Source organism: Pseudomonas sp. SWRI68 (assembly GCF_014269165.1).
Taxonomy (GTDB): Bacteria; Pseudomonadota; Gammaproteobacteria; order Pseudomonadales; family Pseudomonadaceae; genus Aquipseudomonas; species Aquipseudomonas capeferrum.
Genome location: NZ_JABWRU010000001.1, coordinates 105775 through 118825 on the forward strand (window position 1 = coordinate 105775; position 13051 = coordinate 118825).

A 13051-nucleotide genomic window follows, 5' to 3' on the forward strand; every position below is an offset into this window, starting at 1 on the left:
TGTTGCTTTTTGTCGTAGTCTTTTACAGCGCAATTGCGCCCATCATCTTCAAATGCGCTGCGTTACCCGCTAGTCTCGCAAGCATCCGTATCGCCGTTGTCTTCCCATCAGAACGAGCCGGCCATGACAGATCTGTCCCGTACGCATGGATTCGCCAGCCAGGCCCTCGGCCTGCTGGGCGGGCGTTTCTTTCGGCCACCGCTGCCGGACGGCCACGTGCCGCGTGCACGTCTGTGCCAGCGCCTGCAGGCAGGCCTGAACGGGCGGTTGCTGCTGGTCAACGCGCCGGCGGGCTTTGGTAAAAGCTCGTTGGCCATCGAGTTCTGCGAAGCACTGCCCGAGCACTGGCGAAGCCTCTGGCTTGGCCTGAGCCAGCGCGATGCCGACCCCGGGCGTTTTCTTGAGCGGCTGCTCGAAGGCCTGCAGCAGTACTGCCCCGCCTTGGGTGGCCAGGCCATGGGCCTGCTGAAAATGCGCCAGCGTCACCAGCCATTCGCCTTCGAGGAGTGGCTCGACGGCCTGCTCGACGAGCTGGCGCAGTACCTGCAAGCCGATACGCCCCTGCTACTGGTGCTGGATGACTATCACCTGGCGCAAGGGCCGGTACTCGACAGTTGCCTGCAGTTTTTCCTCAATCACTTGCCCAATGGCCTGGTGCTGTTGATCACCAGCCGCCAGCGTCCGGATTGGCACCTGGCGCGCTTGCGTCTGTCCCGGCAACTGGTCGAACTCAACGAGCAGGAGCTGCGCCTGACGCCTGACGAGTCGTTGGCGGTAATCGGCCGCCAACCCACCGGCCTGCGTGGCCAGGCACTGGACAACCTGATCCAGCGCAGTGACGGCTGGGTGGCCGGGCTACGCTTCTGGCAGCTTGCGGCCAGCGAATCAGGCGATGAGCATGCCTTGCCCCACGCCTTGCATGGCGGCGAAGGGCTGATACGCGATTACTTGCTGGAAGAAGTCATCGAGATCCTGCCGGCGGACGTACAGGCCTTTCTCTACGAAACGGCGTGCCAGGAGCGCTTCTGTGCGCCGCTCTGCGATGCCCTGCGTCGCCGCGAGGACAGTACCGCGATCCTGCGCTTCCTGCAGGCTCACCAGGTGTTTCTGGTGCCGCTGGACGAGCACGGTCACTGGTTTCGTTACCACCACCTGTTCTCTGACCTGCTGCGTAGCCGCCAGGCCAGCGAACCGCTGGCGGGCCTGCACTTGCGTGCCTGCCGCTGGTTCGAGGGGCAAGGCTTGCTGGACGAGGCGGTTGAACAGGCGCTGCGTGCCGGCCACCTCGATGTGGCTGCCGACCTGGTGCAGAGCCTTTCCGAGGAGCAGCTGCTGGCCGAGCAGAACGTCGGCATGCTGCTGCGCTGGAAGATGGACCTCCCAGAAAGCTTGCTGATCAGCACGCCGCGGCTGATCGTGCTGTATAGCTGGGCGTTGGGGTTGGCTTGCCAGCTGGATGCGGCCGAAGAACTGGCCGGTTACCTCAGCCGTTTTCTGCCTGCACCGTCGGCGACCGCGCAGAAGTCGATGCTGGCCCAGTGGCTGGCGCTGAGCGGCGTCATCGCGCGCGGGCGGGGTGATCGCGAGCGCACCTTGGCTTATTGCGGTGAAGCGCTGCAAAGCCTGCCGTGCAAGCGTTATGGCCAGCGCCTGGTGTGCCTGTCGACACTGTCCAACCTGGCCATTGCCGATGCCGACTTCTGGCATGCGCGGGGCTGGAACCGCGAAGCTCTGGAGCTGGCCCAGCGTGTCGGCAACCCGCTGTTCGAGGCCCTGGCGCACTATGATCGGGCGCGGGTGCTGCATGCCCGTGGTGAAGTGTTGCGGGCCCTGGACGAAGTGCGCCAAGGCTTGCAGCGCCTGCAGGGGCTGTCGGGGCAGCGCTTGTATGCGGTGCGGGCGCGGCTGACCCTGTACGAGGGCTACCTGCTGGTTTCGCGCCTGCAAGCCGCCCAAGGCCGTGCGCGCCTGCGTGCGGGGCTGGGTGAAGCGCGGGCCTGCCGGGACATCAGCGTGCTGATCGGCCACTGTGTGATTGCGACGCTCGATGGCCGCGAGGGCCACTTCGCCGAAGCGTTCGCCGAGCTGGCCGAGGCGGAGCGGCTGATGCACATCTGGGATGTTCCGCCGATCTACTACCTGGCCATGATTACCCTGGTCAAATGCGAGCTGTGGCTGGCGCAAGGGCGTACCGACCTTGCCGAGTCGTGGTTGCTGCGGCTGGGGCAGACCTACGGCGGCGAGCAGCCCGCAGCGGCCCCGGAGTTTCACCCGTTGCTGCCACTGCATATCGAACTGCAGCAGGCGTTGCTGGCGCGTATCCAGCTGCGCACAGATGAATCTATTCAGCGCCTGTCGGGGCTGGTCGAACGGGGTTTGGCCAGTGGCGGCATGCTGCTGGCCGTCAGTGCACTGTGCCAGTGGCTTGCCCTGCTGCTAGGGGAGGGCCGTGAAGCGCAAGCTGCCGGGCTGCTGCCCAAGGCGCTCGAAGCCGCGCAGGGCGGCGTGCTGCACCCCTTCCAAACGTTGCTCGAAAAACACCCACAGTGGCTGCACGAGCAGCTTGCAGCGCACCCCGGTTGCGCGGTGCAGGCCGAACTGCTCAAGCGCCTGCCGCCATTACCTGTGGTCAGCAGCGGCAGCGGCGAGGCGTTGAGTGGTCGGGAGCGGGCTGTGCTTGAACTGATCGCGCAGGGGTGTTCCAACCAGCAGATCAGCGAGCGGCTGTTTATCTCGCTGCATACCGTCAAGACCCATGCCAGCCACATCAACAGCAAGCTGGGCGTCGAGCGCCGGACGCAAGCGGTGGCCAAGGCCAAATCGCTGGGCTTGCTGGCCTGAGGTAGCCCTCGCGGGGTTTGCTCGCTAAAGTAATGGCTTGAGGCCACTGCGCGCAATTGTTTAGCGCGCTGCATGCTCAACCCTCATCTTTCCCGACCGGTTGCCGATACAGCATTCGGTGGTATGCATCGCCTTGCGCGATTTTTCAATCATCCCAATACAGGTCGTGTTGATGCTGCAGTACGGGCAAAAGAGCTTTCTGATCGTCGACGACTTCACCGACTTTCGTACGTCGACACGTTCCATGTTGCGCGAGCTGGGTGTGCGCGACGTGGACACTGCCGACAGCGGCGAGCAGGCCCTGCGCATGTGCGCGCAGAAACGTTATGACTTCATCCTGCAGGACTTCCACCTGGGCGACGGCAAGAAGAACGGCCAGCAGGTGCTCGAAGACCTGATCCTCGACAAGCACATCAGCCATGAGTGCGTGTTCATCATGGTGACGGCCGAGAGCAGCCAGGCCATCGTCCTCAGTGCCATCGAGCATGAGCCCGATGCCTACCTGACCAAGCCGTTCAACCGGGTAGGCCTGGCCCAGCGCGTCGAGAAGCTGTTCCAGCGCAAGACCTTGCTCAAGCCGATCCTCCAGGCCCTGGACCGCGGTCGCCCGGCCGAAGTCCTGGCGGCCTGCGCCGAGCTGTGCAAGAAGGACCCGCGCTTCGCCCCTTTGTGCCTGCGCTACCGGGCCGATGCCCTGCGCAACCTCAATCGCTTTGACGAGCTGGAAAAGTTCCTCAAGGCCATTCTCGCCAGCCGCCCGCAGCCGTGGGTGTACTCGGCGCTGGGCAGCCTGATGCACAAGCGTGGCCAGAATGCCCAGGCTCAGGGCGTGTACGAGCAGGCACTGAAGGCCTTCCCGATCATGCCGGGCCTGTACGACGGCATGGCCGAAGTGCTGGTGGCGCAGGGCGAGAACAAGCGCGCGCAGAACATGCTGGAAGAAGCAGTGCGGCTGTCGCCGCTGTCGGTACGTCGGCAGGCCACGCTGGGCAAGCTGGCGCTGGGCAACGAGGACTTTGAAACCTCCTCGAAGGCGTTCCGCCATGCAGTGAACCAGGGGCAGAGTTCGCGCTACAAGGATGCCGAGAACAACCTTGGCCTGGTGCAGGCCTTGATGAGCAAGAACGCAGGCTTTGGCCTGGACGCCCGGACCCGCGTCGAGATCAACACCGTGCTCAGTGAAGTGGCCAAGGAAAACCCCGAGGATCAAGGCTTGCAGGTGCGCGCCCGGATGATGAAAGCCGCGAGCCTGCAGCAGGCCGGTGACGCCGAGACGGCCGCCAAGCTCACCGAGCAGGCCATGCAGCGTCTGGACAAGATGGAACAGTTCTTCTCGGTCGATGCTGCGCTGACAGTGGCTGCCCAACTGCAGGCGTCAGGGCAGGAAGCGGCCGCGATTGGGGTGCTCAAAAGCTGTGTGGAAAGCTATGGCGATGACCCCAAGGTCATGCAGAAGGTAGCCAAGCTGACGGATGATCCGGCCGTACTCAATGCGATCACCGAAGCCGTAACCCTCAACCGCCAGGGAGTGCGTAGTTACCAGGGAGGTCAGCTCGACGAAGCGCTGCAGTTGTTCCGCAAGGCCTTGGCCTTGCAACCGAAGAACATCAGCATCGCCCTCAACACCGCCCAGGCGCTGCTGCGCATCGGGGGGGATGACCCACAGCCTGCGATCATGCAGGAATGCCGCAACGCCTTGACCAGCGTTGCCGGCATCCCGGCCAGCGACAACCGCTATGACCGCTATGGCAAACTGCACATCCGAGTGTTCGGCGCATGAATCAAGACAATCAGGGGCTGGATTTTTCCACGGTGATCGCCTCCACCGTGCACGACCTCAAAAACTCCCTGTCAGCGCTGATCCAGTCCCATGACCAGTGGCTGGCGCGCTTGCCCGAAGAGTTGCGCACTGGCACCGAGCAAGGGGTGATGGAGCACGAGTTCCGCCACCTCAACGGTATGCTGGTGCAGCTGTTGGGGCTGTACAAACTGGGTGTCAACCAGCTGCCGGTCTGCCCGGACTACCACGAGCTGGACGACTTCATCGAAGCCCAGTTGGCTGCCCATCAGGAAGTACTCAAGCACAACGACATCCTCGCCACCTGGCGTATCGACACCGACAACCCGTTGGGCTTTTTCGACCGCGAACTGGTGGCGTCGGTGATCGCCAACGTGATCACCAACGCCACCCGTTTTGCCGGGCATGCCTTGTTGATCAGCATCGAGGAAGAGGCCAACCAACTGGTGATCTGCGTCAACGATGACGGCCCGGGTTATCCACAGCGCATGCTCGAACGCCAGGAAGAGTTCATTCAGGGGATCGATTCACACAGTGGCAGTACTGGCCTGGGCCTGTACTTCGCTGCGCGGATCGCGGCGCTGCATGAGAGCGATGGGGTGAAGGGGCGCATCGAGATTTCAAATGGCGGGGCGCTTGGGGGCGGGTTGTTCAGGTTGTATTTGCCTTGAGGTGAAAGGCTGAAAAAGTGCCTCTATTGTCATAAAGCGTAACCTTTCCGGTCGACTTGGAGGAAAGGTTTCCCGATGTACTGTGGGAAGGATCCGAAGACAGCTAAGAGGGATTTTTAGCCCTTTTTCATTAGGGTTCGAGCTGGTAGATATCCGATTCCAAATGACTGCCAGTGAATGAATCATGAGCAACCCTGTTCAGCAATCCAAGCTCCACTCATGGACTCTGCCTGATCTTCCAGACCGGCTTGAAGGTGAGGGGCGGGCAGTGAGCAATATGAATAGCGTCAAGATGGGTCCGTACGACCTGGCTTCGCTCATCAGTCAATGTGACTTGAATTCGCCGCAATCGGCAGAACTACTGATTTGGGAGCGAATGGGATCAGTCGGGCTTGAGTTCTGAATGGTTATGGAGTCCATTCGGTGGAAGGGACTTCCATGAGGCAGCGAAATATTAATCTTCGTTACCAAGTCTTTCGATCCCAGGCCAGAGCCCTTGTCAATGAGTTCCTGCACCGTCAACCAGAGTTTTTGAGCAACTCTATCGCGACTACCAGTGTCCGAATGGAGCCCATAACGTATGAAGCCATTACTGCTTCCCTTGAGTGGTCAGAGGGTGTCGCCCTGTTCCCTTGGGAGGAGGTTTCTGCCTGGAAAGATAAAGACACGAAGGGTTTCGATCTTTCTATCTGGTACGGTACTGAGCTCTGCGGTCTCTGTTAAGCAAGCCCCCGAAGAAGCCGCCTGTGCATAAAGGTCATATTGTTGGAGAGCAACCCTTGTAGGTCTCATCCGCTGAAGGGGCAGGTCGCCTCTCTGGCACTGTTGGCCGTTGATTATTACGCCCGAATGTTGGGTTGTCGGGAGATCGAGGTGCAAGACCCTCTCGCTGGGGCAAGGCCACTATATGAAGCGCTTGGATTCACAAACACGTCTGATGGTCGGCTTGTGATCCAGATAGATCCCTAATAGTATCCGTGCTATGCCCGATCAGGCTTTGGAGGTAATCATGCGATCCGCAAAGAGGCAGGAAAAGCTATTGGTGGCGAAATTTGAGGCTGAGGCTAGACGCCTCGCAGGTCGAATTTCCGAAAACCAAATGCGTTTCCTACAAGTCGCTAAAGGGAAGGGGGCAGAGCTTGAGCCGGTTGGCCCTCTCGCAGGCGCTTCATCCTGAAGATCAAAATGCCATCACCAAGCCGCACCAGCTCCTGTACCTGACTGTCTCAGGTCTTCTGTGTAAAAACCGGCCAAAGTGCCGGTTTTTCGTTTACCGAAGGTGAGTTTTCGCATTCCGATTTTCAGCGGATTGATGATGCTTCGGTGGTTTTCTCATTCCAGGAACTGCGTAGATCCCCCTGTTTTACTACCGAGACGTTGAATGAACCACGCTCCCCCCACCCTCATCCGCGAAACCTTCCCCGTAGGCCCCCTGCAGTGCAATTGCACCCTGATCGGCGACCCGCTGAGCAAAAAGGCCATCGTCGTCGACCCAGGCGGTGACCCGGAGAAGATCCTCGCCCGCCTGCAAGCCCATGGCCTGACCTTGGTAAGTATCATCCACACCCACGCGCATTTCGATCACTTCCTCGCCTCGGGCAAGTTGAAGGAACTGACTGGCGCGACATTGCACCTGCACAAGGACGACCAGTCGCTGTGGGACAACCTGGAGATGCAGTGCCAGGTGTTCGGCGTACCTTACACCCCGGTGCCTGCCCCAGACCGCTGGCTGAGCGATGACGAGGAACTGGCCTGTGGTTGTGGCGTGGCCTTGCATACCCCGGGGCACACGCCCGGCTCGATGAGCTTCTGGTTCGCCGATGCCAAGCTGTTGATTGCCGGCGATACCCTGTTCCGTCGCGGTATTGGCCGCACCGATTTGTGGGGCGGTGATCAGCGGGCTATCGTTCGTTCGATCAAGGAGCGGTTGTACCGGCTGGATGAAACGGCCATCGTGGTCACAGGCCACGGGCCAGACACCCGCCTGGGTGACGAGATGCGCGAGAACCCGTTCGTGCGGGCATGAACCTGCGTGAAAACGTGTTCATGGAATTTTTTTGCCGCTTGGCAATCCAAGGCTGGCATAGATCCATTCGCGGTCTGCCGCATTTATGAATTTCAGTAGGAGCTTGTCCATGTTCACCATGCGTCGTCTGATTATCGTCGCAACCGCTGCAGCCCTGATGACTGGCTGCGCAAGCCAGAACCCGTACGACAACCAGGGTCAGGCGCAGGGCTCCACGGGGATGAGCAAGACCGCCAAGTACGGCGGCTTGGGCGCGTTGGCCGGCGCTGTCGCCGGTGCCGCCATCGACCACAACAACCGGGGTAAAGGTGCGCTGATCGGCGCCGCCGCAGTGGGTGCCGCAGCAGCCGGTTACGGCTACTACGCCGACAAACAGGAAGCCGCACTGCGCGCACAAATGGCCAATACCGGCGTCGAGGTGCAGCGCCAGGGCGACCAGATCAAGCTGATCATGCCAGGCAACATCACCTTCGCCACCGACTCGGCCAACATCGCGCCAAGCTTCTACTCGCCGCTGAACAACCTGGCCGGCTCGTTCAAGCAGTTCAACCAGAACACCATCGAAGTGGTCGGCTTCACCGACAGCACCGGCAGCCGTCAGCACAACATGGACCTGTCCCAGCGCCGCGCGCAGGCGGTCAGCACCTACCTGACGTCGCAGGGTGTGGATGCTTCGCGCATTTCGGTACGTGGCATGGGCCCGGACCAGCCGATCGCCAGCAACGGCGACGCCAACGGCCGGGCACAGAACCGTCGCGTGGAGGTCAACCTGAAGCCGATCCCAGGTCAGCAGTATGACCAGCAAGGGCAGGTTCAGCAGTATCCGTAAGTCATGAGGGTCGCCTTGGGGCTGCCAAGCAGCCCCAAGGCTTCAGCGCACGACGCTGGCCTGAATCGCCGTCAGGGCGATGGTATGCACGATATCGTCCACCTGAGCCCCGCGCGGCAAATCGTTCACCGGCTTGCGCAACCCCTGCAGCATCGGCCCCAGGCTGACCCCATCGGCACTGCGCTGCACCGCTTTGTGCGTGGTATTGCCGGTATTGAGGTCGGGGAAGACGAACACCGTGGCTCGCCCGGCAACCGGGCTGTTTGGTGCCAGTTCCCGGGCGATGGCCGGGTTGGCCGCAGCGTCATACTGCAACGGCCCATCGATCAGCAGATCATGCTCCGCGCTTTGTGCCAGGCGTGTCGCTTCGCGCACCTTCTCGACTTCTTCATCGCTCGCCGAATCACTTGAATAACTGATCATCGCCACACGCGGCGCGATGCCGAAGGCCTGTGCCGATTCGGCGCTCTGCCGGGCAATTTCTGCAAGTTCTGCGGCACTGGGGTGCGGGTTCATCACGCAGTCGCCGTACACTAGCACCTGCTCGGGGAACAGCATGAAGAACACCGAAGACACCAGGCTGGCACCTGGCGCCGTCTTGATCAGCTGCAGGGCCGGGCGGATGGTGTTGGCGGTGGAGTGCACCAGGCCCGAGACCAGGCCGTCGACCTCATCCAGGGCCAGCATCATGGTGGCGATCACCACCGGGTCTTCCAGCTGCTGCTCGGCCATGGGCGCATTGAGGTTCTTGCTTTTGCGCAGCTCGACCATCGGTTCGACATAGCGCCCGCGAATCAGCTCCGGGTCGAGTATTTCCAGGTCTGGCGGCAGGGTAATGCCCTGGGCGCGGGCAACGGCTTCGACGGCCTCGGGCTTGGCCAGCAGTACGCAACGCGCGATGCCACGGGCCTGGCAGATCGCCGCCGCCTGCACCAACAGCGGCTCGGCGCCCTCGGGCAGGACGATGCGCTTGTTGGCCTGTTGTGCGCGTTGAATCAACTGATAGCGGAACACCGCAGGCGACAGACGCACCTCACGTGGTGTGCCACAGCGCTGATGCAGCCAGGCCGCGTCGAGGTGGCTGGCGACGAAATCGGTGATGAACTCGGCACGCTCGCGGTCATCCACGGGGATCTCGCGGTTCAGTGAATTGAGCTGGTTGGCCGTGTCGTACGAACCGGTACTCACCGAAAGAATCGGCAGGCCGGCTTGCAGGGCGCCGCGGCACAAGCCAAGGATGCGCGCATCGGGCTTGCTGTCGCTGGTCAGCAGCAGGCCGGCCAGGGGCACGCCATTGATCGCCGCCAGGCTCACGGCCAGAATGATGTCGTCACGGTCACCCGGGGTCACCACCAGGGTGCCAGGTGTGAGCAATGGCACGGTGTTGGCCACGGTGCGTGCGCAGATGATGATCTTGCTCATGCGCCGCTGCTCGTAGTCCCCGGCGTTGAGCACCTGGGCGCCAAGCAGGTCGGCCACATCGCGGGTGCGCGGGGCGTTCAGCTCGGGCTGGTAAGGGATGCAGCCCAGCAGGCGGAAGTCGTTGCCGCGCAGCAACGGCGAGTGCTCGCGCAGGCGCGTGGCGAAGTCCGCCATGCTTTCTTCGGTGCGCACCTTGTTGAGGACCACCCCGAGCACTTTCGGGTCGCGTGGGCCGCCGAACAGCTGGGCCTGCAGCTCGACCCGGCCGGACAACTCGCTGAGGACCTCGTTTTCCGGCGCCGACACCAGAATCACCTCGGCATCCAGGCTCTTGGCCAGGTGCAGGTTGACCCGCGCCGCGTAGCTGGCGTGGCGGGTCGGCACCATGCCCTCGACCACTACCACGTCATTACCCACGCAGGCTTGCTGATAGAGGCGGATGATTTCTTCGAGCAGTTCGTCAAGTTGGCCATCGCCGAGCATGCGCTCGACGTGCGCCAGGCTCAACGGCTTGGGCGGCTTGATGCCGTGGGTCCGTGCGATCAGTTCGGTGGAGCGCTCGGGGCCGGTATCGCCGGGGTGCGGCTGGGCGATGGGCTTGAAAAAACCGACCTTCAGGCCTGCGCGTTCAAGGGTGCGAACCAGGCCCAGGCTGATTGAAGTCAGGCCGACACCAAAGTCGGTCGGCGCAATGAAAAATGTTTGCATGCGTGCTTCTCGAAATAAAGCGGTGCAAGGAATCAACGGCCAAGGGTAGCGCTATCGGCCGCCTGTGCACACCAGCCACAGGCGAAAGCCTGGCCGATGCGCTGCTGGCGCTGAGCGGCATCGAGCACCCACGGGCGTGCTTGCCAGGGCGGTTGGTGGCGAAGGTGCTGGGTGTGGCCGCACGACAGCTCGACCACCCAGTGGCCTTCTTCGTCCTGATGGAAGCCAGTGATCCGACTGATGGGCTGTTCCTCGGCCGAGGCGCGTTCGCAATCGGGCGATGGCTTGGTTACACTTGTCCGCTCTACATACTTTTGCAAAAGGTCTTGCCCCATGCTGATCGCCGCCAACAAGGCTGTCTCCATCGACTATACCCTGACCAACGACGCCGGGGAGACCATCGACAGCTCCGCCGGTGGCGCGCCGCTGGTTTACCTGCACGGTGCCGGCAACATCATCCCGGGCCTGGAAAAAGCCCTGGAAGGCAAACAGGCCGGTGACGAGCTGAATGTCTCCATCGAGCCGGAAGACGCGTACGGTGAATACCTGGCCGAGCTGGTCAGCACCCTGAACCGCAGCCTGTTCGAAGGCGTCGACGAGCTGGAAGTCGGCATGCAGTTCCACGCCTCGGCGCCGGATGGCCAGATGCAGATCGTCACCATTCGCGACCTCGACGGCGACGACGTTACCGTTGACGGCAACCACCCGCTGGCCGGCCAGCGCCTGACCTTCCAGGTCAAGGTTGTCGACGTGCGTGACGCCAGCGAAGAAGAAATCGCTCACCGTCACATCCACGGTGAAGGTGGCCATCACCACTGATTTTCTGCGCTAAGCTCAGAGAGTCGCCAGGCGCTCGGGCAAGCCATTTGCCTTCCCAACGGGAGGTGGACGGCTTGGACGAGCGCTTTTTTATTGGGCGGATTTCGCCCACGCGGCCATCGGGAACCTGAGAGGGGATTACATCATGAGTGCATTTCACGACCTGAAGTTGGAGGCACTGAACGGCGGGGATCTGCCCCTCGCACCGTTCAAGGGCCAAGTGGTGCTGGTGGTCAACGTTGCCTCCAAGTGTGGCCTGACGCCGCAATACGCTTCGCTGGAAAAGCTGCAACAGCAGTTCAAGGGCAAGGGTTTCAGCGTGCTGGGGCTGCCCTGCAACCAGTTTGCCGGCCAGGAGCCTGGCAGCGAGAAGGAAATCCAGGAATTCTGCAGCCTCAACTACGGTGTCAGCTTCCCCTTGGGCGCCAAGCTGGAGGTCAATGGGCCACAACGCCACTCGCTGTATCGCCTGCTGGCAGGGGAGGGGGCTGAATTCCCCGGTGACATCAGCTGGAACTTCGAAAAGTTTCTGGTAGGCAAGGACGGCCGCGTGCTGGCGCGCTTCTCGCCGCGCACTGCGCCGGATGACCCTGCCGTGGTTCAGGCCATCGAGAAGGCCCTGGGCTAAGGTTTTTCCTCAGCCGCGCGGGGCTGTCGAACCTGGCTTGATCGCCAGCGCAGTGCCCGGGGCCTGTTGCGCCGCGCCTGCGCGTTGTTTGCAGGCACCATACAGATAGGCCTCGTACTGCTCGACAATTGCTGGCCAGCCTTGGCGGCTGGCGTGTTGACGGGCATTCAGGCGTACTCGGCGCAGGGTTTCTTCCTCTTCCAGCAACCAGCAGGCGGCATCGATAAAGGCCGCCTGGTCCCCGGGCATGGCCAGCGCGCCACTGTGCCCATGACGAAGATGTTGCGCGGCCGCCGCCTCATCGTAGGCCACCACCGCCAGCCCCGAAGCCATGCCTTCGAGTACCACGTTGCCAAAGGTTTCGGTCAGGCTTGGGAACAGGAACAGGTCACCGCTGGCATAGTGCTCGGCCAGTGCCTCACCGCGCTGGGCGCCACAGAACACGGCATCAGCCACTTGTTGTTCAAGGGCGGCGCGCTGTGGGCCGTCGCCGACCACGATCAGGCGCAGGCGCTTCTGTGGATAAGTCTGCTTCAGCGCGTCCAGGCACGGGCGCAGCAGCCCCAGGTTCTTTTCTGCCGCCAAGCGCCCGACATGCAGCACGGCGATATCGTCCGGGCCAAGCCCCCAGCTTTCACGCAGCACCTGGCTGCGCCGGGCCGGGTTGAACAGGCAGGCATCGACGCCGCGAGCCAGCAGTTCCAGGCGCTCGAAGCCACGGCGTTCAAGCTCCAGGCGCTGGCTGACGCTGGGCACCAGGGTGATGGCCGTGCGGCGATGAAACCAGCGCAGGTAGTGGGTGAGCAGGCGTGCCAGCAAACCCAAGCCATATTGGCCGGAGTACTGCGGGAAGTTGGTATGGAAACCGCTGACCACCGGCACCCCCAGGCGCCGTGCCGCGCGCAGCGCACTCAGCCCCAATGGCCCTTCGGTAGCGATGTACAGCACATCCGGGCGTTGTCTGCGCCAGCGCCGCAGCAGCTTGTGCATGGACACTTCGCCCCATTGCAGGCCGGGGTAGCCGGGCAAGCCCCAGCCGCGGCACAGCATCAGTTGCGGGTCGTTTTGCACAGGCGCTTCGCCGGCTTGGCGTGGGCGCACGATCTCGATGTCATGCCCGCGTTGGCGCAACCCTTCGCTGAGGCGGCCAAGGGTATTGGCGACACCGTTGATCTCCGGTGGGAAGGTTTCGCTGACGAGGGTGATACGCAGGGCGGGTGTATTCATGACAAAAAGTGTCCTCCTGCAGCATTGCGCGCATGTGACGGCCTTGTGACGTGCAGGTGACGCCTGATCGCCGGTTGTTTCA

At 62.3% G+C, this 13051-nt stretch carries 10 protein-coding genes; 7 read left to right on the forward strand and 3 right to left on the reverse strand.

Annotated elements, in window-relative coordinates; genetic code table 11:
* Nucleotides 1-123 precede the first annotated feature (123 nt).
* The 5 genes from HU770_RS00525 (at nucleotide 124) to HU770_RS00545 (ending at nucleotide 8165) form a co-directional block, all read left to right on the forward strand.
* On the forward strand, nucleotides 124-2841 hold the full coding sequence (locus HU770_RS00525; RefSeq protein ID WP_186662878.1) for a LuxR C-terminal-related transcriptional regulator: 2718 nt from the start codon (nucleotides 124-126) through the stop codon (nucleotides 2839-2841).
* 172 nt (nucleotides 2842-3013) lie between these two features.
* Nucleotides 3014-4621 carry a tetratricopeptide repeat-containing response regulator gene (locus tag HU770_RS00530; protein ID WP_033701281.1) on the forward strand — a complete coding sequence of 536 codons (1608 nt, stop codon included), beginning with the start codon at nucleotides 3014-3016 and terminating at the stop codon, nucleotides 4619-4621.
* Entirely contained in the window at nucleotides 4618-5310 is a 693-nt protein-coding gene (locus HU770_RS00535; RefSeq protein ID WP_186662879.1) for a HAMP domain-containing sensor histidine kinase, read from the forward strand. The genes HU770_RS00530 and HU770_RS00535 overlap by 4 nt, the downstream gene beginning before the upstream one ends.
* Nucleotides 5311-6691: 1381 nt before the next feature.
* The gene (locus HU770_RS00540) at nucleotides 6692-7336 is read left to right on the forward strand and encodes an MBL fold metallo-hydrolase (protein ID WP_186660238.1); all 645 of its coding nucleotides are present in this window, start codon (nucleotides 6692-6694) and stop codon (nucleotides 7334-7336) included.
* Between the two features lie 109 nt (nucleotides 7337-7445).
* Nucleotides 7446-8165 carry an OmpA family protein gene (locus HU770_RS00545; RefSeq protein ID WP_033701275.1) on the forward strand — a complete coding sequence of 240 codons (720 nt, stop codon included), beginning with the start codon at nucleotides 7446-7448 and terminating at the stop codon, nucleotides 8163-8165.
* 42 nt (nucleotides 8166-8207) lie between these two features.
* Here HU770_RS00545 and pta read toward each other — a convergent pair whose 3' ends face one another.
* Both pta and HU770_RS00555 read right to left on the reverse strand, forming a co-directional pair.
* Nucleotides 8208-10295 (reverse strand): phosphate acetyltransferase, encoded by a 2088-nt coding sequence (pta, locus tag HU770_RS00550; RefSeq protein ID WP_186662880.1) that lies wholly within the window; start codon nucleotides 10293-10295, stop codon nucleotides 8208-8210.
* Nucleotides 10296-10327: 32 nt separating this feature from the next.
* Entirely contained in the window at nucleotides 10328-10630 is a 303-nt protein-coding gene (locus HU770_RS00555; protein WP_095064021.1) for a DUF3565 domain-containing protein, read from the reverse strand.
* Between HU770_RS00555 and HU770_RS00560 the strand changes: the two genes are divergently transcribed.
* Nucleotides 10629-11114: a peptidylprolyl isomerase gene (locus HU770_RS00560; protein WP_016501463.1), complete on the forward strand. Its 486-nt coding sequence runs from the start codon at nucleotides 10629-10631 to the stop codon at nucleotides 11112-11114. The genes HU770_RS00555 and HU770_RS00560 overlap by 2 nt on opposite strands.
* 145 nt (nucleotides 11115-11259) lie before the next feature.
* Nucleotides 11260-11742: a glutathione peroxidase gene (locus HU770_RS00565; protein ID WP_186660236.1), complete on the forward strand. Its 483-nt coding sequence runs from the start codon at nucleotides 11260-11262 to the stop codon at nucleotides 11740-11742.
* A gap of 9 nt (nucleotides 11743-11751) precedes the next feature.
* On the opposite strand, the gene HU770_RS00570 is transcribed toward HU770_RS00565, so the two are convergent.
* Nucleotides 11752-12969: a glycosyltransferase family 1 protein gene (locus HU770_RS00570; protein ID WP_186662881.1), complete on the reverse strand. Its 1218-nt coding sequence runs from the start codon at nucleotides 12967-12969 to the stop codon at nucleotides 11752-11754.
* Between the last annotated feature and the right edge of the window lie 82 nt (nucleotides 12970-13051).